The 23,622-nt window shown below is 67.4% G+C and carries 17 protein-coding genes; 11 read left to right on the forward strand and 6 right to left on the reverse strand.

The window, feature by feature from the left end:
• Positions 1-169: 169 nt before the first annotated feature.
• Positions 170-1,477, reverse strand: coding sequence for a M20 family metallopeptidase (locus ACVOKU_RS15910; RefSeq protein WP_481560358.1), 1,308 nt, complete (start codon positions 1,475-1,477; stop codon positions 170-172).
• A gap of 185 nt (positions 1,478-1,662) precedes the next feature.
• Between ACVOKU_RS15910 and ACVOKU_RS15915 the strand changes: the two genes are divergently transcribed.
• From ACVOKU_RS15915 to ACVOKU_RS15955, 9 genes are all read left to right on the forward strand, one after another.
• Positions 1,663-2,904: an efflux RND transporter periplasmic adaptor subunit gene (locus ACVOKU_RS15915; protein WP_053515617.1), complete on the forward strand. Its 1,242-nt coding sequence runs from the start codon at positions 1,663-1,665 to the stop codon at positions 2,902-2,904.
• A gap of 74 nt (positions 2,905-2,978) precedes the next feature.
• A complete protein-coding gene (locus ACVOKU_RS15920) occupies positions 2,979-6,212 on the forward strand; it encodes an efflux RND transporter permease subunit (RefSeq protein WP_481560359.1) in 3,234 nt (1,077 codons plus the stop codon).
• A 31-nt stretch (positions 6,213-6,243) separates the two neighbouring features.
• Positions 6,244-9,366: an efflux RND transporter permease subunit gene (locus tag ACVOKU_RS15925; RefSeq protein WP_065174390.1), complete on the forward strand. Its 3,123-nt coding sequence runs from the start codon at positions 6,244-6,246 to the stop codon at positions 9,364-9,366.
• A 224-nt stretch (positions 9,367-9,590) separates the two neighbouring features.
• The gene (locus ACVOKU_RS15930; protein WP_481560360.1) at positions 9,591-11,648 is read left to right on the forward strand and encodes a TonB-dependent siderophore receptor; all 2,058 of its coding nucleotides are present in this window, start codon (positions 9,591-9,593) and stop codon (positions 11,646-11,648) included.
• 96 nt (positions 11,649-11,744) lie between these two features.
• Positions 11,745-13,925: a YccS family putative transporter gene (gene yccS, locus ACVOKU_RS15935; protein WP_164151974.1), complete on the forward strand. Its 2,181-nt coding sequence runs from the start codon at positions 11,745-11,747 to the stop codon at positions 13,923-13,925.
• 75 nt (positions 13,926-14,000) lie between these two features.
• A complete protein-coding gene (locus tag ACVOKU_RS15940; protein ID WP_481560361.1) occupies positions 14,001-15,890 on the forward strand; it encodes an MFS transporter in 1,890 nt (629 codons plus the stop codon).
• A 182-nt stretch (positions 15,891-16,072) separates the two neighbouring features.
• Complete coding sequence (locus ACVOKU_RS15945; protein ID WP_053515606.1) at positions 16,073-16,360, forward strand: CD225/dispanin family protein; 288 nt, start codon at positions 16,073-16,075, stop codon at positions 16,358-16,360.
• A gap of 30 nt (positions 16,361-16,390) precedes the next feature.
• Entirely contained in the window at positions 16,391-16,669 is a 279-nt protein-coding gene (locus ACVOKU_RS15950; protein WP_481560362.1) for a CD225/dispanin family protein, read from the forward strand.
• A gap of 52 nt (positions 16,670-16,721) precedes the next feature.
• Positions 16,722-17,141, forward strand: a complete 420-nt coding sequence (locus tag ACVOKU_RS15955) for a DUF2752 domain-containing protein (RefSeq protein ID WP_053515602.1) — start codon at positions 16,722-16,724, stop codon at positions 17,139-17,141.
• A 69-nt stretch (positions 17,142-17,210) separates the two neighbouring features.
• Here the strand turns inward: ACVOKU_RS15955 and ampE are convergent, their stop codons facing one another.
• From ampE to ACVOKU_RS15980, 5 genes are all read right to left on the reverse strand, one after another.
• Positions 17,211-18,098, reverse strand: a complete 888-nt coding sequence (gene ampE, locus ACVOKU_RS15960) for a regulatory signaling modulator protein AmpE (RefSeq protein ID WP_481560363.1) — start codon at positions 18,096-18,098, stop codon at positions 17,211-17,213.
• Positions 18,099-18,242: 144 nt separating this feature from the next.
• Positions 18,243-19,148 (reverse strand): NAD(+) diphosphatase, encoded by a 906-nt coding sequence (gene nudC, locus ACVOKU_RS15965; RefSeq protein ID WP_481560364.1) that lies wholly within the window; start codon positions 19,146-19,148, stop codon positions 18,243-18,245.
• A 118-nt stretch (positions 19,149-19,266) separates the two neighbouring features.
• Positions 19,267-19,659, reverse strand: a complete 393-nt coding sequence (erpA, locus tag ACVOKU_RS15970) for an iron-sulfur cluster insertion protein ErpA (RefSeq protein ID WP_053515598.1) — start codon at positions 19,657-19,659, stop codon at positions 19,267-19,269.
• A 31-nt stretch (positions 19,660-19,690) separates the two neighbouring features.
• Positions 19,691-20,155 carry a bactofilin family protein gene (locus ACVOKU_RS15975; protein ID WP_481560365.1) on the reverse strand — a complete coding sequence of 155 codons (465 nt, stop codon included), beginning with the start codon at positions 20,153-20,155 and terminating at the stop codon, positions 19,691-19,693.
• A gap of 4 nt (positions 20,156-20,159) precedes the next feature.
• Positions 20,160-20,903, reverse strand: coding sequence for a DUF6776 family protein (locus ACVOKU_RS15980; RefSeq protein ID WP_053515594.1), 744 nt, complete (start codon positions 20,901-20,903; stop codon positions 20,160-20,162).
• Between the two features lie 179 nt (positions 20,904-21,082).
• Between ACVOKU_RS15980 and ACVOKU_RS15985 the strand changes: the two genes are divergently transcribed.
• Positions 21,083-21,700: a DUF4126 domain-containing protein gene (locus ACVOKU_RS15985; protein ID WP_053515592.1), complete on the forward strand. Its 618-nt coding sequence runs from the start codon at positions 21,083-21,085 to the stop codon at positions 21,698-21,700.
• Between the two features lie 44 nt (positions 21,701-21,744).
• The gene (locus tag ACVOKU_RS15990; RefSeq protein WP_065181536.1) at positions 21,745-23,622 is read left to right on the forward strand and encodes an EAL domain-containing protein; all 1,878 of its coding nucleotides are present in this window, start codon (positions 21,745-21,747) and stop codon (positions 23,620-23,622) included.

Consider the following 23,622-nt stretch of genomic DNA (forward strand, 5'->3'; position numbering starts at 1 on the left):
GTCCGGTTGAGGGGGTGTGAGCGGCATGGATGCCGCGACCAAGCCCCCATGGACGGGTTTACGGCGTCCCCCTCAACCGGACCCACCCCGCCAACCCACGGAAAGCCAGCTTCTGAAGTTGACGTTGATCTGCAGCGGGTGCAGGGCTGCAAGCCCTGCCGGAATACGCTCAGCCAGCACCGTTCAAGTAATCCAGGCTCACCTGCATCAACGCCCGGAACCCGACGTCCAGCGCCTTCTCATCCAGCAGGAACTTCGGCGAATGATTGGCCGGTGCCGTCGCCGGATCGATGCCCACGCTGGTGGAGCCGACGAAGAAGAACATGCCCGGCACCTCCTTGGCATACAGCGAGAAGTCCTCCGCGCCCATCTGCAGGGGCGGTTCGTACACGTTGTCCTTGCCCACCACCGCCTGCAGGCTCGGCAGCATGCGTGCCGTCAGCGCCGGATCGTTGACCGTGGCCGGGTTGCCCTCTGATTCGTAGATGTCGGTGACCGCCTTTGCCCCGTGCGCGGCCGCAGTGTGCTCGGCGACGTTGCGCAGGTCAGCGAAGATCTGCTGGCGCATGCCCTCGTCGAACGTGCGGATGGTGCCGACCATCTCCACCTCGTCCGGAATGATGTTGTAGCGGATGCCGCCGTTGATCGCACCGAAGGTGAGCACCGCCGGCTGCTTGGACAGATTCGCGCGACGGCTGACGATGGTCTGCGCGGTACCGACCAGATCGGCGGTGGCAACGATCGGGTCGACACCGTTCCACGGCGCGGAGCCATGCGTCTGGCGACCGATCACCTTGATGCCGAAGCGGTCCGAGGCGGCCATCAGCGGACCGCCACGCACGGCGATCTGACCGGCCTGCACGCTGGAGAACACATGCAGGCCGAACACGGCTTCCGGCTTGAAGTCGGCGAACAGGCCCTCCTTCAGCATCAGCGCGGCACCGCCTTCTTCCGGCGGCGGCGCGCCCTCCTCTGCCGGCTGGAAGATCAGCATGACCTGGCCCGGCAGGTCCTTCTTCATTGCCACCAGCGCCTCGGCCACACCCAGCAGGGTGGCGGTATGCGCATCATGGCCGCAGGCATGCATCACGCCCACCGTCTGCCCGCGGTACTGATCGGTCGCCTTCGAGGCGAACGGCAGGCCGGTCTGTTCGGTCACCGGCAGCGCATCCATGTCGGCGCGCAGGGCGATCTTCGGACCCGGCCTGCCGCCTTCGATGATCACCACCACGCCATGATGGGCAATGCCGGTCTTCGGCTTCAGGCCCATCGCGCGCAGGTGCTTGGCGACCTCGGCCGAGGTCCGTACTTCGCGGTTGGACAGCTCCGGATGCTGGTGGAAATCGCGGCGCCACTCCACCACTTTGGCCTGCAGCCGCTGTGCGGCCGCGGTCACCTCGGGGCGCTGCCCGTCCTGGGCGTGGGCAAGGGCCGGCAGGGCCAGGATCAGGGCGGACAGCAGCAACGAACGGCGCATCTCGGTACTCCACGGCAGGGTTCTGCACCTGAATGTAGGGCAACGCTGCCTTTACGGGAACCTCCACGGCCGGCACCGGTCCTAGCGCCCGTCCCATCCGTCATGCAGGAAACGCGATGTGGCACAGGTATGCTTTGCGCATTGCCCACCGGGCCCCGCCCGTCCAGCCCTCTTGGAGTCCTTGAATGTCACGTGTTTGGAAGATCGTGCTGCTGGTCGTGGCGGTACTGGTGCTGGCCGTGGTGGGCCTGCGCGTGCTGGGCGGTGGCAAGGACAAGGCCGGCAGGCCCGGCGTCGCCGCCGGCCAAGGTGGCGATGACGCCGATGCCGCACCGGTACCGGTGACCGTGGTCGACGCCGTGCGCCAGGACGTGCCCGTCTACGCCAGTGCGCTCGGTACGGTCACCGCGATGAATACCGTCACGGTCAGCCCGCAGGTCGGCGGCCAGCTGATGAGCCTGAACTTCCGCGAAGGCCAGGAAGTGAAGCAGGGCGACGTGCTGGCGGTGATCGACCCGCGTACTGCCCAGGCCAGCTATGACCAGGCCGCCGCCGCCAAGCGCCAGAACGAGGCGCTGCTGGCGACCGCGCGTTCCAACTACCAGCGCTCCAACGCCCCGGAGTACCGCCAGTACGTCGCCAAGACCGATCTGGATACACAACGCAACCAAGTGGCACAGTACGAAAGCGCAGTAGCCGCCAACGAGGCGAGCATGCGCTCGGCGCAGGTGCAGCTGCAGTACACCAAGGTCACCGCGCCGATCTCGGGCATCGCCGGCATCCGTGCGGTCGATGCGGGCAATGTGGTCAACGCGGGCACCGCCCTGGTCACCCTGACCCAGATCCACCCGATCCACGTGCTGTTCAACCTGCCCGAACGCCAGCTCGGCGACGTGCGCCAGGCACAGGCGGCCGGCAGCGTTCCGGTGGCTGCACTGGACCGGGCCGATTCGCACGTGCTGTCCGGCGACGGCAAGCTTGATGTGGTCGACAACCTGATCAGCGCTGACAGCGGCACCTTCAAGGCACGTGCGGTGTTCGACAATGCGGACAACGGCCTGTGGCCCGGCCAGTTCGTCAATGTGCGCATGCAGCTGCGTACCATTGGCGGCGGCGTGGTGATTCCGACCCAGGCCGTGCTGCGTGGCCCGGACGGCGAGTATGTCTACGTCGTGCAGGGCGACAACACGGTGAAGATGCAGACCGTGCGCAGCGGCGTGGAAGTGGGCGACAGCCACGTGCAGATCGCCGAGGGCCTGAAGGGCGGCGAGCGGGTAGTCAGTGAAGGCCAGTTCCGCCTGAAGCCCGGCAGCAAGGTCACGGCCCTGAAGCCCGGCGAGACCCCGGCTGCACCGACCGAGGCCGAATTGAAGGCCGCCGAACAGAAGAGTGGCGGCGCGGGCCGCCGCGGTGGTGGCCCGCGCTGAGCGCAGGCCACCGATTCCTTTCGCGCCGGCATCGACGCCGGCGCTGCCATTGAAGCGCCAGCAAGGATCAGTCCGTGGGCTTTTCGACGATCTTCATCCGCCGCCCGATCGCCACCTCGCTGCTGATGGCGGGCCTGTTGCTGCTGGGCATTCTCGGTTATCGCAAGCTGCCGGTGTCGGCACTGCCGGAAATCGATGCGCCCAGCCTGGTGGTCACCACCCAGTACCCGGGTGCCAATGCCACCACGATGGCCTCGCTGGTCACTACCCCGCTGGAGCGGCAGTTCGGCCAGATCTCCGGCCTGGACCTGATGACGTCCGATTCGTCGGCCGGGCTGTCGACAATCATCCTGCAGTTCTCGATGGACCGCGACATCGATATCGCCGCGCAGGACGTGCAGGCGGCGATCCGCCAGGCCACCCTGCCCTCGTCGCTGCCCTACCAGCCGGTCTACAACCGGGTGAACCCCGCCGATGCGGCCATCGTCACCCTGAAGCTCACCTCGGACACGCGCCCGCTGCGGGAGGTCAACAACTACGCCGATTCGATCCTGGCCCAGCGCCTGTCGCAGGTGCAGGGCGTGGGCCTGGTGTCGATCGCCGGCAATGTCCGCCCGGCGGTGCGCATCCAGGTCAATCCGGCGCAGCTGTCGAACATGGGCCTGACCCTGGAAGAACTGCGCAGCGCGCTCACCCAGGCCAACGTCAACGCGCCGAAGGGCTCGCTGAACGGCAAGACGCAGTCCTACAGCATCGGCACCAATGACCAGCTGTCCAGTGCCGCCGAATACCGCGACACCATCATCAGCTACAAGAACGGCCGCCCGGTGCGGCTGTCGGACGTGGCCGCGGTGGTGGACGGGGTGGAGAACGACCAGCTGGCCGCATGGGCCGACGGCAAGCCGGCAGTCCTTCTCGAAGTGCGCCGCCAGCCGGGCGCCAACATCGTGCAGACGGTCGAGCGCATCCGCGCGATCCTGCCGCAGTTGCAGGGCGTGCTGCCGGCCGACGTGCATCTGGAGATCTTCAACGACCGTACCGAGACCATCCGCGCCTCGGTGCACGAAGTGCAGTTCACCCTGGTACTGACCATCGGCCTGGTCGTGGCGGTGATCTTCGTGTTCCTGCGCCGCCTGTGGGCCACGATCATTCCTTCCGTGGCGGTACCGTTGTCGCTGGCCGGCACGTTCGCGGTGATGGCGTTCACCGGCATGTCGCTGGACAACCTTTCGCTGATGGCACTGGTGGTGGCCACCGGCTTCGTTGTCGACGATGCCATCGTCATGATCGAGAACATCGTCCGTTACATCGAGCAGGGCAAGAGCGGCAAGGAAGCGGCCGAGATCGGTGCGCGCCAGATCGGCTTCACCGTGCTGTCGCTGACGGTATCGCTGGTGGCGGTATTCCTGCCGCTGCTGCTGATGCCCGGCGTCACCGGCCGCCTGTTCCATGAGTTCGCCTGGGTGCTGAGCATCGCGGTCGTGCTGTCGATGCTGATCTCGCTGACGCTCACGCCGATGATGTGCGCCTACCTGCTCAAGCCCGATGCGCTGCCGGAAGGCGAGGACGCGCATGAACGGGCGCACGCGGCCGGCAAGCAGACCGTGTGGAGCCGCACCGTCGGCCTGTATGAGCGCAGCCTGGACTGGGTGCTGGACCACCAGCGCCTGACCCTGGCCGTGGCCGGCGGCGCCCTTGTGCTGACCGTTCTGCTGTACGTGCTGATTCCCAAGGGCCTGCTGCCCGAGCAGGACACCGGCCTGATCACCGGCGTGGTGCAGGCCGACCAGAACATCGCGTTCCCGCAGATGGAGCAGCGCACCAGGCAGGTGGCCGAAGCGCTGCGCAAGGATCCGGATGTGACCGGCGTGTCGGCTTTCATCGGCGCTGGCAGCATGAACCCCACGCTCAACCAGGGCCAGTTGTCGATCGTGCTGAAGGAGCGCAGCCAGCGTGACGGGTTGGACCGGATCCTGCCGCGCCTGCAGGAGGCCGTCGCCGGGATTCCCGGCGTAGCCTTGTATCTGAAGCCGGTGCAGGACGTCACCCTCGACACCCGCGTGGCCGCGACCGAGTACCAGTACTCCCTGTCGGACGTGGACCCGGCCACCGTCGCCACCCAGGCCACGCGCCTGACCGAGGCCCTGCGCCAGCGGCCGGAGCTGGCCGACGTGGACAACAACCTGTCCAACCAGGGCCGCGCCCTGCAGCTGACCATCGATCGTGACAAGGCCAGCGTGCTGGGCGTGCCGATGCAGACCATCGACGACACGCTCTACGATGCGTTCGGCCAGCGCCAGATCTCGACCATCTTCACCGAGCTCAACCAGTACCGCGTGGTGCTGGAAGTGGCACCGGAGTTCCGCACCAGCACCGCGCTGATGGAGCAGCTGGCGGTGGCCTCCAACGGCGCTGGCGCGCTGACCGGCACCAACGCCACCAGCTTCGGCCAGGTCACCTCCTCCAACTCCTCCACGGCCACCGGCATCGGCGCGCAGAACACCGGCATCACGGTCGGTGCCGGCAACATCATTCCGTTGTCGGCGCTGGCCGAAGGCCAGGTGACCAGCGCGCCGCTGGTGGTCAGCCACCAGCAGCAGCTGCCAGCCGTGACCGTCTCGTTCAACGTCGCGCCGGGCTATTCGCTGTCCGAAGCGGTACGCGCGATCCAGGAGACCAAGGACAGTCTGGACATGCCGGCGCACCTGCATGCCGAGTTCATCGGCAAGGCCGCCGAGTTCACCGGCAGCCAGACCGATGTGGTGTGGCTGCTGCTGGCCTCGCTGGTGGTCATCTACATCGTGCTGGGCGTGCTGTACGAGAGCTACATCCATCCGATCACGATCATCTCGACCCTGCCGCCGGCAGGCGTCGGCGCGCTGCTGGCGCTGATGCTGTGTGGCCTGAGCCTGTCGGTGGACGGCATCGTCGGCATCGTGCTGCTGATCGGCATCGTCAAGAAGAACGGCATCATGATGGTGGACTTCGCGATCGAAGCACGCCGCGCCGGTGCCAACGCGCATGAAGCGATCCGCCGCGCCTGCCTGCTGCGCTTCCGCCCGATCATGATGACCACGGCTGCGGCCATGCTCGGCGCGCTGCCACTCGCGCTGGGTACCGGCATCGGCTCGGAACTGCGCCGTCCGCTGGGCATCGCCATCGTCGGCGGCCTGCTGCTGTCGCAGCTGGTGACGCTGTACACCACGCCGGTGATCTACCTGTACATGGAGCGCTTCTCCGAGTGGCTGGCGCGCCGTCGGGAGCAACGCGCACTGCGCGAGGGCACGCTGCAGGAGCCGCAGGCATGACCCCTGCCCCGCTGTTGCGGGGGGCCGCGCGATGAACCTGTCCGGCCCCTTCATCCGCCGCCCGATCGGTACCGCCCTGCTGGCCATCGGCCTGTTCATGGTGGGCCTGATCTGCTACCTGAGGCTGGGTGTTTCGGCACTGCCGAACATCCAGATTCCGGTGATCTTCGTGCACGCCAGCCAGGCCGGTGCCGACGCGGCGACGATGGCCTCCACGGTCACCGCCCCCCTGGAACGCCATCTGGGCCAGCTGCCGGGCATCGACCGCATGCGCTCGTCGAGCTCGGAAGGCAGCTCGCTGGTGTTCATGATCTTCCAGAGCGACCGTGACATCGATTCGGCAGCGCTGGACGTGCAGACCGCGATCAATTCCGCGCAGGCCGACCTGCCCTCGGGCATGGGTTCGCCGATGTACCAGAAGGCGAATCCGAACGACGACCCGGTGATCGCCATCGCACTGACCTCGCAGACGCAGTCGGCCGATGAGCTGTACAACGTGGCCGACTCGCTGCTGGCCCAGCGCATCCGCCAGATCAGCGGCGTGGCCTCGGTGGACATCGCCGGCGCGTCGACGCCGGCAGTGCGCGTGGACGTCAACCTGCGGCTGATGAACGCGCTGGGCCTGACCGCCGACGACCTGCGCAACGCAGTGCGCGCGGCCAATGTGACCTCGCCGACCGGCTTCCTCAGCGATGGCAACTCCACCACCGCGATCATCACCAACGATTCGGTGGCCCGCGCTGCGGACTTCGCCAACCTGGTGGTGAAGACCGAAGGCGACGGCCGGGTGATCCGCCTGAAGGACGTCGCCAACGTCTACGACGGCCAGCAGGACGCCTACCAGGCGGCATGGTTCGACCACAAGCCCGCGGTGGTCATGTATGTGTTCACCCGCGCCGGCGCCAACATCGTGGAGACCGTCGACCGGGTGAAGGCGCAGATCCCGACGCTGCGTGACTACCTGCAGCCGGGCACCACGATGACCCCATACTTCGACCGCACGCCGACGATCCGCTCGTCGCTGCACGAAGTGCAGATCACCCTGCTGATCAGCCTGGCGATGGTGGTGCTGACCATGGCGCTGTTCCTGCGCCGGCTTGCCCCGACCCTGATCGCGGCCGTGACGGTGCCGCTGTCGCTGGCCGGCGCCGCACTGGTGATGTATGCGCTGGGCTTCACACTGAACAACCTGAGCCTGCTGGCGCTGGTGATCGCGATCGGCTTCGTGGTGGACGATGCGATCGTGGTGATCGAGAACATCATGCGCCACCTCGACGAAGGCATGCCGCGCCTGCAGGCAGCGTTCACCGGCGCACGCGAGATCGGCTTCACCATCGTCTCGATCACCGCCTCGCTGGTTGCGGTGTTCATCCCGCTGCTGTTCGCCAGCGGCATGATGGGCGCGTTCTTCCGTGAGTTCACCGTCACCCTGGTGGCGGCGATCGTGGTCTCGATGATCGTCTCGCTGACGCTGACGCCGGCGCTGTGCAGCCGGTTCCTCAGTGCGCACGACCATCGCGCGGCACCCTCGCGCCTGGGCCGCTGGCTGGACGCCGGCCACGAGCGCATGCTGCGCATCTACACCGTGTTCCTCGATTTCTCCCTGCGCCACGCGTTGCTGCTCTCGCTCACGCCGCTGATCCTGATCGGCGTGACCGTCTTCCTGTTCGGCGCGGTGAAGAAGGGCGCCTTCCCGCCACAGGACACCGGGCTCATCTGGGGCCGCGCCAACTCCAGCGCGACCGTGTCCTTCGAGGACATGGTCAACCGCCAGCGCCGCATCACGGACATGCTGATGGCCGACCCGGCGGTGAAGACCGTCGGCGTGCGCCTGGGCAGTGGCCGCCAGGGTTCCAGCGCGCAGTTCAATGTCGAACTGAAGTCGCGCAAGGAAGGCCGCCGCGAGACCACCGCGCATGCACTGGCGCGACTGAGCGCCAAGGCCGACCGCTATCCCGACCTGCAGCTGCGGCTGCGCGCCATCCAGGATCTGCCCAGCAACGACGGCGGCGGCTCCAGCCAGGGCGCGCAGTACCGCATCTCGCTGCAGGGCAACGATCTGGCGGCGCTGCAGGAGTGGTTGCCGAAGCTGCAGGCGGAACTGAAGAAGAACCCCAAGCTGCGCGATGTCGGCACCGACGTGGACAACGCCGGCCTGCGCCAGAACATCGTGATCGACCGCGCCAAGGCCGCGCGACTGGGCGTCTCGGTCGGTGCCATCGACGGTGCGCTGTACGGTGCATTCGGCCAGCGCCAGATCTCGACGATCTACTCGGACATCAACCAGTACAGCGTCGTGGTCAATGCCCTGCCTTCGCAGACGGCGACCCCCACCGCACTGGACGAGGTCCATGTGCGCGCAGGCAATGGCGAGATGGTGCCGATCACTGCGGTGGCCACCCAGGTACCGGGGCTGGCGCCTTCGCAGATCACGCATGAGAACCAGTACACGACGATGGACCTGAGCTACAACCTCGCCCCCGGCGTCAGCATGGGCGAGGCAAAGGCGATCATCGATGCGACCGTGGCCGGCATGCGCATGCCGGGCGACATCCGCCTGGCCGACGATGCGGGCTTTGGCTTCAATTCCGATCCCAGCGACATGCTGATCCTGGTATTGGCGGCGATCCTGACCGTGTACCTGGTGCTGGGCATGCTGTACGAAAGCCTGATCCATCCGGTGACGATCCTGTCCACGCTGCCGGCGGCAGGCGTAGGCGCGCTGCTGGCCCTGTTCGGTACCAACACCGAGCTGTCGGTCATCTCGATGATCGCGCTGGTGCTGCTGATCGGCATCGTCAAGAAGAACGCGATCATGATGATCGACTTCGCGCTGGTGGCGCAGCGCGAGCACGGACTGACCCCGCGCGAGGCCGCACGCGAGGCCAGCATCGTCCGCTTCCGGCCGATCATGATGACCACGATGGTGGCCATCCTGGCTGCGGTTCCGCTGGCGATCGGCCTGGGCGAAGGGTCGGAGCTGCGCCGGCCGCTGGGCATCGCGATGATCGGTGGCCTGCTGTTCTCGCAGAGTCTGACCCTGCTCAGCACGCCGGCCCTGTACGTGATCTTCTCCTGCCTGGCCGAGCGTTGGCGGGCGCGGCGCGCGCGCAGGCGCGAGGCGAAACTGCTCAAGCGCGCGCAGCGCGCCTAGCCTCGGTAGCGCCGGGCCACGCCCGGCGCGCCGCTACCAACCCCGTGCGACGCTCACGGTTTGACGCGCTGTAACGAAAAGAGAACAATTCGCAACCAGCCATGGTCCTGCGCCCCTGCGGCGCCCCGCTCCCAGTTCACGGACAGCCTGCGTGATCCCAGCCACTGCCTCTTCCCCCAACCATGGGTGGATGGCCTGTGGCCATCCGCCGAGGAATCCGATCGATGCCTTCGTTCCGCACCCCGCGCCTGGCCCTGCTGGCCGCCGCCCTGTCCACCGCCTGCGCAGCCCATGCGCAAGCCCCGGCTGATGCCCGCAGCGCCACCGACCTGGACGCCATCAAGGTGGTCGGCGAACGCACCCACACCGAAGCCGGCGCGCTGGGTGACCGTGCCCTGCGCGATACCCCGTTCGCCATTACTGCGGTCGGCCGCGAACAGCTCGAGCAGCGCCAGGTCGTATCGCTGGGCGAAGCCTTCCTGTTCGATCCATCGGTCACCACCCAGGTAAGCGCCTACGCCAGCGGCTGGAGCTCGCCCATCCGCAACCGCGGCATCGATCTGAACTACGACAGCTACCGCGTGAACGGTCTGCAGGTGTCCTCGTGGGGCACCGAATGGCCGCTGGAAGTGATGGAACAGGTGGACCTGCTGAAGGGCCCCGGCGGCTTCCTGTACGGCTTCGGCGCGCCCGGCGGCATCGTCAACTACATCACCAAGAAGCCGACCGATACCCCCACCTTCTCGGCGCAGCTGGGCTGGCGCGAACAGGCCATCATCAGTGGTGGTGTCGATGCCGGCGGCCGCTTCGGAAACGAAGATATGTTCGGCTATCGCTTCAACGCCTACCAGGAGAAGGGCGAAACCTTCAACGGCGGCCATGTCGACCGCAAGGTCGGCGCGCTGTCGTTGGACGCGCGCCTGAGCGATGCGCTCACGTGGACCTTCGACAGCGTGTTCCAGTCGCGCGACCTGAGCGAAGAGTCGCCGCAGTACTACTTCATCGGCATGACCTCGCTGCCGCGGCCGATTGCCGGCGACGTCGACAACAGCGTGCCGGGTACCTACTACGATACCCGTTCCAGCCTGCTGTCCACGGCGTTCACCTGGCAGATCAACGGCGACTGGAAGGCCAGCCTGAGCTACGGCGTCACCACCTCCTGGAACGACGTCAACAAGATCTTCGCCTACATCGACGATCCGAACGGCGACTACAACGTGAACGTGTATGAGCTGGGCGGCAAGAGCCAATGGAAGCTGGCGCAGGCGCTGGTGCAGGGCGGCTTCCGCACCGGTCCGCTGCAGCACCAGCTGGTGGCCGGCGTCAGCCACCAGACCGGGCTGGGCTGGGACCGCCCCTACGAATGGAACACCATTGGTCGCGCCAACCTGTACCAGCGTTCGGCCATCCGCCACGACGCGGTGGGTTCGCGGGTGATGACCCGCGGCGATGAAACCGTGCAGCAGGCCGTGTTCGCCAGCGATACCGTGGACTTCGGCGGGGGCTGGTCGGTGCTGGCCGGCTGGCGCTACAACGACTTCGAGACCAAGGGCCGTTACCACACCTACCCGGTCACCCCGACCTATGCGGTGATGTTCAAACCCAGCGAAGCCGTGACCCTGTACGCCAGCTACATTGAATCGCTGGAAGCCGGCAGCCGCGTGGGCAACCCCTACATCAACGCCGGTGATGTGCTGGGTCCGACCATCAGCAAGCAGTACGAGGTCGGCGCCAAGGTGGAAGCCTCGCGCTGGAATGCGAACGTGGCCGCATTCCGCCTGGAACGCGGTGCCAACATCGACCAGCCCACCGACGCCGGCCTGCGCCTGGTGCAGGATGGCATCACCCTGTACGAAGGCGTGGAAGCCAGCGCCGACCTGCACCTGACCGATGCGCTGGCCGTGGGTGGCGGCGTGACCTGGCTGGACCCGACCTACGACAGGCTGTCGCCCGGCAGTGCCGCGCAGGAAGGCAACCGCACCGTCGGCGCCGCACGCTGGAGCGGTGTGCTGCATGCCAGCTACCAGCTGCCGTGGGTCGATGGCCTGGAGACCTATGCTGCCGTGCGCTACTACGGCGATGTCTGGTACGACGCCGACAATACCCTGAAGCTGCCCGACTACACCCTGGTCAATGCCGGCGTGGGCTACCGCCTGATGGCGTCGGGGCACCCGGTCACCCTGCGCGCCAGCGTGGAAAACCTGGCCAATCGCAGGTACTGGTCGAACGCGGGCGTCGGCCTGCCGCGCACCTTCGCGGTGAGCGTGCGCTGGGAGATGTAAACCGGCTTGTGGGGGTGCGGACCGTGGGTCCGCACATTGAACACCTCACCCACGCGCACACCGCCATAATGGAGGCAATCCACCGCCCGAACCTGCATGTCCGCGTCCCATTCCCGCCTCAGCCGCCTGTGGGCACACGAGAAAGCCAGCTATGGCCTGCGCGTGTTCATCGCCCTGTCGGCTGCGATGGCCGTGTGCTGGCAGCTGGACGCGCTCCCCGCGCTGCCCGGGGCGTTCCTTGGCATCATCGCCAGCGCGATCGCCGAAACCGACGACAACTGGTGGGGCCGCACCAAGGCGGTGCTGCTGTCGCTGCTGTGCTTCTGCATCGCCGCCGCCTCGGTGATCGCGCTGTTCCCGTGGCCGTGGCTGTTCATCGGCGCACTGGCGCTGTCCACCTTCGGCCTGACCCTGCTGGGCGCTCTGGGCGAACGCTACGCCTCCATCGCCCAGGCCACGGTGACCCTGGCCATCTACACCATGATCGGGCTGGAACAGCATGGCGGCGCCGGAGATCTGCCACGTGCGTTGCATGCGGTCAGCCACCTGCTGGCCGGTGCAGTCTGGTATGGCCTGCTGTCCATCGTCTGGACCGCGCTGTTCGCCAACCGTCCGGTGCGCGAACGCGTGGCCCGTCTTTACCAGGAACTGGGCCGCTACCTGCAGCTGAAAGCCGCCTTGTTCGAGCCGGTGCGTGAGGCCGACCTGCAGCGCCGCCAGCTGGACCTGGCCGAACAGAACCGGCGTGTGGTGGGAGCCCTGAACGAAGCAAAGACGGCGATCCTTGCGCGCTTCGGCCGTTCCGGCCGGCCCGGGGTCAACTCCGGCCTGTACCTGCGCCTGTACTACATGGCGCAGGATTTCCACGAGCGTGCCAGCTCCTCGCACTATCCCTATGGCGCACTGGTGGATGCGTTCTTCCACAGCGACGTGCTGTACCGCTGCCAGCGCCTGCTCGACCTGCAGGGTCAGGCCTGCGCGCGTCTGGGCGAAGCCATCCGCCTGCGCCGCCCGTTCGTGTATGGCGAGAGCAACCAGCAGGCCGGGCGCGACCTGGCCGACGCGCTGGCCTACCTGCGCGACCAGCAGCGTCCGCAATGGCAGCGCCTGCTCGGTTCGCTGGATCTGCTGGTGCACAACCTGCGCAGCATCGAGCGCCGGCTGCTTGACGCCGAACGCTCCGAGGCCAGCCTGGACAATGTCGACACGCGCCTGCGCGACAGCAACCCGCACACCCTGCGCGAGATGGGGGTACGGCTGCGCCAGCAGCTCACGCCCGGCTCGGTGCTGTTCCGCCATGGCCTGCGCATGGCGCTGGCGCTGATCGCCGGCTTCCTGGCGATCCGCCTGTTCAATGCCCAGAACGGTTCATGGGTGCTGTTGACCATCGTCTTCGTGTGCCGGCCGAACTTCGGCGCCACGCGCCAGCGCCTGGCACAGCGCATCATCGGCACCCTGGCCGGTCTGGTATTGACCTGGGCCCTGCTGCAGCTGTTCCCACAGCTGCACGTGCAGCTGCTGATCGCCTTGCTGTCGGCGCTGCTGTTCTTCTTCACCCGCACCGATCGCTACCTGGTGGCCTCGGCCGCGATCACGGTGATGGCGCTGACCTGCTTCAACCTGATCGGCGATGGCTTCGTGCTGATCGTGCCACGCATGGTGGATACGATCCTGGGCTGTGCGATCGCTGCGGCGGCCGCCTTCCTGATCCTGCCGGACTGGCAGGGCCGCCAGCTGCATCGGGTCCTGTCACGGGTACTGGATACCGCCGCGCGTTACCTGGATGCGGTGCTGGGCCAGTACCGCAGTGGCATGCACGACGACCTGGCCTACCGTATCGCCCGCCGCGACATGCACAACGCCGATGCGGCGCTGTCCACTGCACTGTCGAACATGCTGCGCGAGCCCGGCCATGTACGCCGCAACCTGGATGCCGGCTTCCACTTCCTGGCATTGTCCAACACCCTGCTCGGCCATCTGTCGGCACTGGGTGCCCACCGCGACCAGGTCGACAGCTACGCCGGCGACCCACTGGCACTGGCCGCCGGCGACCGGGTACGCAAGGCGCTGCAGCAGCTGGCCGGCGCGCTGGCCGCACGGCAGGCGGTTGCAGAGGATGACAATGATGCCGACCGCGCAGTCGCCGCGGAGCTGGAGCAGATCGAGGACGTGATGCCACCGAAGCTGCAGTTGATCCGCACCCAGATGGCGCTGGTGCTGCGCCTGCTGCCGAAGCTGCGTGCCGCCGCCAACGAGGCCGTACGCAGCCTGACCTGACCGCCACCCGGCAGCACTGGATCCGGGCCCGGCCGGCGGGCAGGAATGCTAGGCTGCGCCGGTCAAGGAGATTCCATGTCCGGTCACAACCAGTTCGCCCTGCTGCGCCAGCGCCGCTTCCTGCCGTTCTTCATCGTGCAGGCGCTGGGCGCTTTCAACGACAACGTATACCGGCAGGCCATCATCGGCCTGCTGTTCTACCTGGGCGTGTCCGAAGAGCAGCGTTCGCTCTACACCACGCTGGCGCCGGCGATCTTCATCCTTCCCTATTTCCTGTTCTCGGCATTGGCCGGGCAGATCGCCGACAAACTGGAGAAGTCACGGCTGATCGTGATCACGACCACGATGGAGATCGTGATCATGTCGCTGGCAGCGATCGGCTTCCTCACCGAGAACCTGCCGTTCCTGCTGGTGGCGCTGTTCTGCACCGGCATGCAGTCGACCCTGTTCGGCCCGGTGAAGTACTCGGTGCTGCCCTCGGTACTCAAACCCGAGGAGCTGACCGGTGGCAACGGGCTGGTGGAGATGGGCACATCGATCTCGATCCTGTCAGGGATGATCATCGGCGGCGCCGTGTTCCTGCTGGCCGGCAGCCACGGGCCCGTGTTCGCGGCATCGCTGGTCATCGCCCTGGCGGTCTGCGGCAACATCGCGGCGCGGTTGATTCCCAGGGTCGATGCCGGCGACCCGGGCCTGAAGATCAACTGGAACCCGTTGCCGGAGTCGCTGGTGGTGCTGCGCATGGCACGCCAGCAGAAGGCGGTGCGCAACGCGATCCTGGGCGTGTCCTGGTTCTGGTTCGTCGGCACCGTGCTGACCTCGCAGCTGCCGAATTACGCGCTGGCCAACCTGGGCGGCGAACCCAAGCTGTACCTGCTGGCACTGGCGCTGTTTTCCATCGGCACCGGCGTTGGCTCGCTGCTGTGCGAGAGGCTGTCGGCGCGCACGGTGGAGATCGGCCTGGTGCCGCTGGGCGCGTTCGGCATGACCGCGTTCCTGCTCGATCTGTACTTCGCCCGCAGCGGTGAGGCCACCGTGCAGGGGCTGAGCATCACCCAGTTCCTGCAGCAGCCCGGCAGTGTGCGCATCGTCATCGACCTTGTCGGAATCGGCCTGTTCACCGGCATCTTCGTCGTTCCGCTGTTCGCCCTGATCCAGAGCCGCACGCCGAAGGCGCAGATGTCACGCGTGTTCGCCGCGTTGAACATCCAGAACTCCGGTTTCATCGTCTCCGCCGCACTACTGTCGCTGGCCGCGCGCGAACTGCTGCACTGGAGCATCCCGCAGCTGTTCCTGGCGCTGGCGATCGCCAATGCCGTGGTGGCGATCTACATCTTCACCATCGTCCCCGAATTCCTGATGCGCTTCCTGAGCTGGGTGATGGTGCGCACCCTTTACCGGCTGCGCCCGCATGGCATCGAAGCCAATGTGCCGGATGAAGGCGCAGCACTGATCGTCTGCAATCATGTCAGCTACATGGATGCACTGATCCTGTCGGCGACGATTCCGCGCCCGGTACGCTTCGTCATGTACTACAGGATCTTCAACATCCCGGTGATGCGCTGGATCTTCCGCACCGCCAAGGCCATTCCGATTGCCGGGGCCCGCGAGGACGAGGCCCTGATGCAGCGCGCATTCGAGGAGATCGATGCGGCGCTGGCCGAGGGTGAGCTGGTCTGCATCTTCCCGGAGGGAGCACTCACCCGCGATGGGCAGATGGCGCCGTTCAAGTCCGGCGTCGAGAAGATCCTCGAACGCCGGGCGGTGCCGGTGGTGCCGATGGCCCTGCGCGGGATGTGGTCGAGCATGTGGAGCCGGCGCGACAGCCGGCTTGGCCGCATGCGGGTTCCGCGCCGCTTCCGCGCCACCGTCGAGGTGGTGGCGGCGCCTGCCATCGATGGCCGCAGCACCGACGCGCCGGCACTGGAAGCCCAGGTCCGCGCCCTTCGCGGCGATCACGCCTGACGGAATCCCTCCGTTCGCGCATAGCCGGGCCATCCCCCACATACGCCAGCGTCAAGTGCCGTGCCCGTCATTACCGGGCTGAAAACGCATACATGCGACGCAGGTTGCGGTAGATTACGCACCCACAGGGGGGAGGTCCGGCCCGTTCACTACGGTCGGCCACCAAGGAATGGAGTCTCACGTTGAATCAACCGCCACCACTCGGCCGTCCGGTCTACATCCCCAACCATCTGGTGTGGGCGATCCTGACGACGCTGTTCTGCTGCCTGCCGTTGGGCGTGGTGTCGATCGTGTATGCCGCCCAGGTCGATGGCCGCCGCGCGGCCGGCGATCTGGCGGGAGCCTATAGCGCGTCACGCAAGGCGGGCTGGTGGGCGGCGGCTTCGGCCGCGGCGCTGCCGGTCCTGTTGCTGTTGTGGTTCGGGCTCTTCGGCGGCCTGGCCGCACTGGGCGCTCTTTCCGACCATTGATCCACCACCACCCATCAAGGAGCTTGAATCATGAATACCGCTACTCCGCAGGTCCCGAACAACCTGGTCTGGGCGATCCTGAGCACCCTGCTCTGCTGCCTGCCGGTCGGCATCGTGTCGATCGTCTATGCGGCACAGGTCAACGGCAAGCTGGCCGCTGGCGATATCGCCGGTGCACAGGACTCGTCCGCCAAGGCCAAGAAGTGGGCCATCTGGTCGGCCATCGCCTGGGTCATCATGGTCGTGCTGTACCTGCTGTTCTTCGTCGTGCTCGGTGGCATCGGTGCGATGAGCAACGGCAGCTACTGAGGCCTGCGGACGGATCCGGCCGCGTCCGCGCCGGATCCGTCCTCGCCTGATGGTGTCCGCGCTTCCTTCCCGGCTCGCCCGCTGGGCACCCCTGCTGGCCTCCACCGGCCTGGCCGCAGGCGCGGCCGTGGTGCTGCGCAACGTCAATCCCTACGTGGCCGGCAATCCCCTGCCGGGCTGCCCGCTGTACGCACTCACCGGTCTGTATTGCCCCGGCTGCGGCAGCACGCGCTGCCTTTACTCGCTGGTCCATTTCGATCTGGCCGGCGCGATGGCGATGAACCCGCTGCTGGTCATCAGCCTGCCCCTGCTGCTGCTGATGCTGCTGAACATCGCCGGCATCCGCCCGCGTGTGCTTGATCCGCTGATGCGGATTCTGGCCAATCCCATGTTCTGGCTGTGGCTGCTGCCCGGTTACGCACTGCTGCGCAACCTGCCGTGGGCACCGTTCACCGCACTGGCGCCGGTCTAGATTCCCACTTCGCGTCCAGGCGCGTCGCGACGCGTACTGCGGTCAGGGCCGCACGCGCCTGGCCAGCGGCTACGTCACCCAGCCGGCGATCACCAGCACGGCCAGCACCGCCAGCCACAGCAGCAGCATCCGCCACACCAGACTCATGGCATCGCGCAGGTCGGGCAGACGTTGCCAGACCGGCAGCAGGCCTGCCTCGGTGTAGTCATGCGCGTCCTCGCGCAGCTCGGCGTTGACGCTGGCCCGGGCCACTGCACCCAGGAATCCGATGCCTCCGGCCAGGCGCTCGCCATGCGCTTGCCGCCATGCCTTCCACGCCGTGTCGAAGTTGCCGACCAGTGCCATCGAGAACGCCATCAACTGTGCCACCGGCCATTCGACCCAGCCCAGCAGACGCTGGGCCACCGCCAGCGGTTCCACCGGTACGCGTGCACGCATCGGGCTCTCGGACATCAGCGCCAGCAGGCGATAGCCCAGCGCGCCCACCGGGCCCAGCAGCAGGAACCAGAACAGCACCGCGAACCAGCGGCGCAGCGCATTGAGTACGGTCGCCTCCACCAGCGAGGGCACATCCTCGCGCAGGCTGCCACCGGCCGCCTGCAGATGGCGCACGGCCGCCTGCCGGGTCGGTGCGTCATCGGCATCGATGATCGCTTCGATGTCACGATCCAGGTCGCGCGGCCCCCAGCACCAGGCCAGAACCGCCACGCCCAGCAGCAACGCGGGCAGCCCGAACAGCACGCCCCGCAGCAGCCAGGCCAGCAGCGCCATCAACACCAGCGGCGGCAGCAGCGCCAGCACCACGCCCATGGGGCCCTGCCAGGCCTTGCCGCCGTGCGCATCCAGCCAGCCCAGCCAGCGCCGGAAGCTGTCAAAGCGGCGCAGCGAGGCGGCAGCGGCCGGGGCGACATGGCCCAGAGCCAGTGCAACCAGCACGGCAGCCAGAGTGGTGAACATGGCAGGTCTCCCTACGAAACAAGGCGCTCGGCGTCGCTACCTTACCCGTCGCGACGCCGCCATCAGCGGTCTGCCGCACTGTAACCCGGGCCGTGTTCAGGTGGCGGCAATGGTCGCCGCCGTTCTGACAGGCCGATGCGGTCTTCAACCCCGCTGTTGGCGATACCAGTGCTCGATCAGCCCCCGCGAAATCGAGATCGGCGGCGACAGGCGGATGCCCTGGCCATCATCTTCGACATCACGTGCCAGCGCCGCGCCCACCTCGTCGGCACTGAACCAGCGCGCATCCTCCAGTTCGCCATCCACGGTCGGCACATCGTCCTGCGCCTGCGCGCGGAACCCCACCATCAGCGCGCCCGGGAACGGCCAGGGCTGTGAACCGAGATACTGGCAGGCAGTGATGCGCACCCGGCTCTCCTCGTGCACTTCCCGCACCACGGTCTGTTCGAAGGTCTCGCCCGGCTCGACGAAACCCGCCAGTACCGAATAGCGGCGCGGCGCCCAGTTGGACTGCCGCCCCAGCAGCAGCCGGCCCTGGTTTTCCACCGCGACGATCACCGCCGGGTCCACCCGGGGATAGTGTTCGGTCGCGCACTGCGCGCAGCGGCCAACGAAGCCACCGCGGGCAAAGGCCACCGCCCCCCCGCAGACGCCGCAGAAGCGCGTGCGCGAATGCCAGTAGGACATGCCGCGCGCGTAGCTGAAAGCGGTCGCATCGGCCACCGGCCACAGCAGCGCCGCCTGGCGCAGGTCGAGCCGGCCAGGCGCAGTGACGGCAACCGTGGACGCTTCCACCGAGAACCAGGCCTGCTCACCCCGCAGACCCAGGAAGATCGCCGCACCGGGGCCGCCGCCGATGTCGGCACCGGTCAGCGCCAGTGGCTGGTCATCAGCGCCGGTGAAGGCACTGCCGTCCTGGTCAAGCACGAGAACCCGCGCATCCGGCCACAGGCGTGCCAGCATATCGGCATCTTCGCGCAGGGCATCGGCGCGCTCCAGCGGTTCGCCGATGAAGGCGAAACCGGACAGCGGCGAAAGAATATTGGACATCCAGCAAGCCTGCCGCCATTCGATGCGGGTGGCAAGGTCGGCGCTGTGCGCATTCTGCTGTGAGGTGTGGAGACCGCTCGACACACCTGGCGCGGAGCGCAGGCCCCGCGCCCTGCCATCACATGCTGAAGCTGCTGCCGCAACCGCAGGTGGTCTTCGCGTTCGGATTGCGGATCACGAACTGCGCGCCGGTCAGGCTCTCGGTGTAATCCACTTCAGCCCCCATCAGGTACTGCAGGCTGAGCGGGTCGACCAGCAGGGTCACCCCGCTGGTCTGTACCGCCAGATCGTCCTCGGCACGGTTCTCGTCGAACTCGAAACCGTACTGGAAGCCCGAACAGCCGCCACCCTCGATATACACACGCAGCGCCAGATCGGGGTTGCCCTCTTCCTGGATCAACGACTTGACCTTGGAGGCCGCTGCTTCGGTGAAGTTCAGCGGCCGCTCCAGCGACTGGTAATCGGGCGCGGCCGCCGTGGGGGCGCCGGGCAGGGAGACTAGCGTGCTCATGGCATCAGCATGGGGGCACCGGCGGTGGCTTTCAAGCCATCGCTTCGGCCAGCTTGCGTCGGGCCGCAGTGTCGCCCTTGCCACTGGCGGGATCCCCGCCTTCGGGTGCAGGCAGGGCCGCCAGCGGTGCGCTGGCATGGATCAGGCGTCCATTCAGCTGGGCCCCGGCGTTCATCTCCACCACCTCGTAGTGGACATTGCCGTTGACCCGCGCGCTCGGGGTCAGTTCGACCTTTTCGGTGGCGTGGACATCCCCCTCCAAGCGGCCGCTGATGACCACCACCTGGGCACGGATCTCCCCTTCGATCACGCCGTGCTCGGCGAGCGTCAGGGTCGCGGTGCTGGCGCCTTCGGCGGCGACCACCTTGCCATGGATGCGACCTTCCACGTAAAGGCCACCACTGAACTCCACATCACCGCGGATCACCACCTGGTTGCCGATCAGGGCATCCACCACCAGTTGGCCGTCACGGTTGGATTTGCTGTTTCCGAACATCTGCCTACTCCCCTTTGCTGGCCGGCGCGCCGGCCTGTTTCCAGTCGAATACCTGGGTGGCGCCCCCCGCACCACTCCCCAATGTCACCCGCACGCGTTGCGGAGTGAAGTCAGCCGGCAGCATCACGCTGCCGGTGAGCTGCTGGAAGTACCGGAACGAGTAGTCCTGTCCCGGCACCTTGCTGCGCTGGTGCAGATCATCCCAGCTGATCGTGGCCAGCTTGCCGTTCTTCACGCCTTCCACGGTGAAACGCATCTGCCCCTGGCTGATGGCCCCGCGGTTGAGGTTCTGGGTGAGCACGGCGGTGTACTGCCAGGTACCGGCCGATTCCGGGCTGAACTCGATCGAGTGGGTGTTCAGGCCCTTGCGCTGGCTGGTCGAGCCGACCAGGCGCTCATAGAAGGCGACGTCCGCGCGCAACCCGGCGATCTCTTCGTCGCGCTCGGCGAGGGAGGACTGCACTTCGTTGTTGGCGGCGCGGCTGATGCGGTCGGAGGCTTCCAGCGTGGCCTGCTTCTGGCGCAGTTCGGTCAGCTGCGCCTGCAGGCTCTCGGCACGCTTCTCGGCCGCCTGCAACCGTTGTCCCTGCTCGCCACGCGGCGCCCCCATCCAGCAGCCTCCGATCGTGGCCAGCACCAGGCTGAGCAGCCAGATGCCTCCAATCACCCACAGGCGACGGCGGTCCGCGGGCGGATGTGACGCGCCGGGCAGGCGGACCTGCACGCGCATGGGAGGACGGTTGGTCATGGGTAGATCCCGTGGCATCGCGGGCGCGACACCGGCACGGCCCGTGTGGCAAACGACGGGCTAGTGTATGACAGGATCGGCAGGATTCCTGCGCTGGCGGCGACCGAGGTCTGTGGCGTTCAGGCACGTCATCGTCGATAGTGTGGCCCCTCGCACAGTTCCGCCGTCGGAGCATCGCCATGACCGAAGCCCACCTGTTCGTGATCGGCATCCTGCTGGCCTGGCTGGCCGGCATCCGTGTCTACCTCACCGTCTTCGGTGTCGGCCTGGCCGGCCTGCTCGGCTGGGTCGACCTGCCGCCCGCCCTGCAGGCGACCGAGTCGTGGTGGGTGCTGGGCACCTCGGCGGCACTGGCCGTGACCGAGTTCTTTGCCGACAAGATTCCCGGCGTGGATTCGGTCTGGGACCTGGTGCAGACCCTTGCCCGGGTCCCCGCCGGCGCCTTCCTCGCCGCCGCCACCCTGTCGCCGGATGGGCAGCTGGGTACCGGCGCGCTCGCTGCGGGCGCCGGCGTTGCCCTGGCCAGCCATGGCCTGAAGGCGGGCACCCGTGCCCTGCTCAACACCTCGCCGGAGCCGGCCAGCAACTGGGTCGCCTCGATCGCCGAAGACACCGTGGTGGTTGGCGGCCTGGCGCTGGCCCTGGCACACCCCTGGATCGCGCTGGTCGTGGTGCTGGCATGCAGCCTGGCCGGCGCATTGCTGGTCTGGCTGGCATGGCGCGCTCTGTGGCGCGGCGTGCGTTGGCTTGCCCGTGCCGGCAACGGCACTGACCGGCAACAGCCACGCACCGGATGAACGCCGGGCGTGTCGCATAATGGCTGCGATCATCAGGAGCCCCCATGGCCGCAATTGAATCCCCCGCAGGCGTCCGCCCGGGTCGCGCTGAAACGCCACCGGCCGATCATTGGCAACGCTGGGCCACTGCGGTGGTGGACGCAGGTGCCTCCCCATCGGTTCCGTCCAGCGTCGCTGACAGTGGGCCTGCCTCCGGCGGTGCTCCGCCGCCGCTGCCGGGCGTCACCTCACAGCCCGAGGCGGGCAACCACGACCCGGCACCAGCGCCGGCGGATTCACCCTACCGCGTGCTGATCGTCGAGGACGACCGTGCGCAGGCCCTGTTCGCGCAGAGCGTGCTGCACGGCGCCGGCATGCAGGCCATCGTGCTCAGCGATGCCGAAGGCGTCCAGCAATCGATCAAGGACCATCGCCCTGACCTGATCCTGATGGACCTGCACCTGCCCGGCCTGGACGGCATGCGGCTGACGGCGATGATTCGCCAGCAGCCCGGCCTGCAGTTGCTGCCCATCGTGTTCCTCAGCGGCGATCCCGATCCGGAGCGCCAGTTCGAAGTGCTCGACAGCGGTGCCGACGACTACCTGAGCAAGCCGATCCGGCCGCGGCACCTGATCGCGGCGGTCGCCAACCGCATCCGCCGTGCCCGCGCGCAGGCGGCAACCTTGCCCGGCGCCTCCGGCACGCCGGCCACCAGCAATCCTGAAACCGGCCTGCCGACGCGCCATCATGTGCTGCAGCAGCTCAACGCCGCCCTGGCCCACCATGATCGTGGCGGCCTGTTCTTCATCGAGGTGGCCAGCGCGCTGGGCCTGCGCGAGCGCTATGGCTACGCTGCGTTCGAACGGCTGATGGTGCAGGCCGGACAGCGCTTGGCCGAAGCCGGCCATCCGCACCTGCTGGCGCGCCTGAACGACAACAGTTTCCTGCTGCTGGCGCGTGATGCCGATGAGGACAGGCTGGAGAACGTGGCCGCCGCCCTGCGCGAGCAGCTCTCCGCGAGGGCCTTCGTGATCCGCGATGACGAATCGGTGCACCTGCGTGGCGTGGTCGGCTATGCACCGCTGTCGCCCGGCTTCGAGGATGCCGCCAGTGCGCTGGAAGCCGTCGAGCGCACGACCCTGCAGGCGCGCCTGCTCAGTGCCGGCGTGGCCGGCCACGTGCATCGGCAGGCCATCAGCGAACAGGAGCATCTGGCCCTGCTGGAAGGCCAGCTGGAACTGGCTTACCAACCCATCGTCGCCGTCGCCGGTGGAGGCAGCGCGCAGTACCAGGTCCTGCTGCGGCTGCGCCAGGCCGACGGCACCGTGCTGACCGCCGGCCAGGTGATTCCGGCCGCCGAAGCCGCCGGCCGCATCGCCGACCTCGACCAGCAGGTGCTCGATCATGCGCTGGGCCTGCTGGATCTGTACCGGCATGCCACCCAGCCGCTCAATCTGTTCGTCTCGCAGTCGCTGCGTACCCTGCAGCGCGACGCCTTCGCCGACTGGCTGCTGGAGTCGCTGCAGCAGCGCGACCTGCCAGGCAGTGCGCTGGTCATCGACGTGCGCCTGCCTGATGCGCTGATCCACACCGTGCCGCTGCAGCAGTTCTGTCAGCGCATGGCGCAGGCCGGCGTGCGCTTCTGCCTGAGCCAGTTCGAGCCCGGCAACGATGCCGACGCGCTGCTGGGCCAGCTGCCGCTTTCGTTCGTACGCATGGCTGCACGCTTCTCCAGCAGCCACGCCAATCCAGGCACGCGCGAAGAACTGCGCAGAGCGATCGAGCGGGCGCACGGCGCCGGTCTGCAGATCATCGGGCAGCAGATCGAGGATCCGCAGGCAGCGGCCGCGATGTGGGTGGGAGGGGTCGACTACATCCAGGGCAACATGGTGCAGTCCGCCGGCAGCGACCTGAACTTCGACTTCCACAACGCGGTACTCTGA

Source organism: Stenotrophomonas sp. STEN147 (genome assembly GCF_056757995.1).

Excerpts from the sequence above, each read along its gene's own strand:
- ACVOKU_RS15910 (WP_481560358.1), bottom strand. The coding sequence starts at position 1,477 with ATGCGCCGTTCGTTGCTGCTGTCCGCCCTGATCCTGGCCCTGCCGGCC.
- ACVOKU_RS15915 (WP_053515617.1), top strand. The coding sequence starts at position 1,663 with ATGTCACGTGTTTGGAAGATCGTGCTGCTGGTCGTGGCGGTACTGGTG.
- ACVOKU_RS15925 (WP_065174390.1), top strand. The coding sequence starts at position 6,244 with ATGAACCTGTCCGGCCCCTTCATCCGCCGCCCGATCGGTACCGCCCTG.
- ACVOKU_RS15930 (WP_481560360.1), top strand. The coding sequence starts at position 9,591 with ATGCCTTCGTTCCGCACCCCGCGCCTGGCCCTGCTGGCCGCCGCCCTG.
- yccS (WP_164151974.1), top strand. The coding sequence starts at position 11,745 with ATGTCCGCGTCCCATTCCCGCCTCAGCCGCCTGTGGGCACACGAGAAA.
- ACVOKU_RS15940 (WP_481560361.1), top strand. The coding sequence starts at position 14,001 with ATGTCCGGTCACAACCAGTTCGCCCTGCTGCGCCAGCGCCGCTTCCTG.
- ACVOKU_RS15950 (WP_481560362.1), top strand. The coding sequence starts at position 16,391 with ATGAATACCGCTACTCCGCAGGTCCCGAACAACCTGGTCTGGGCGATC.
- ampE (WP_481560363.1), bottom strand. The coding sequence starts at position 18,098 with ATGTTCACCACTCTGGCTGCCGTGCTGGTTGCACTGGCTCTGGGCCAT.
- nudC (WP_481560364.1), bottom strand. The coding sequence starts at position 19,148 with ATGTCCAATATTCTTTCGCCGCTGTCCGGTTTCGCCTTCATCGGCGAA.
- erpA (WP_053515598.1), bottom strand. The coding sequence starts at position 19,659 with ATGAGCACGCTAGTCTCCCTGCCCGGCGCCCCCACGGCGGCCGCGCCC.
- ACVOKU_RS15975 (WP_481560365.1), bottom strand. The coding sequence starts at position 20,155 with ATGTTCGGAAACAGCAAATCCAACCGTGACGGCCAACTGGTGGTGGAT.
- ACVOKU_RS15980 (WP_053515594.1), bottom strand. The coding sequence starts at position 20,903 with ATGACCAACCGTCCTCCCATGCGCGTGCAGGTCCGCCTGCCCGGCGCG.
- ACVOKU_RS15985 (WP_053515592.1), top strand. The coding sequence starts at position 21,083 with ATGACCGAAGCCCACCTGTTCGTGATCGGCATCCTGCTGGCCTGGCTG.
- ACVOKU_RS15990 (WP_065181536.1), top strand. The coding sequence starts at position 21,745 with ATGGCCGCAATTGAATCCCCCGCAGGCGTCCGCCCGGGTCGCGCTGAA.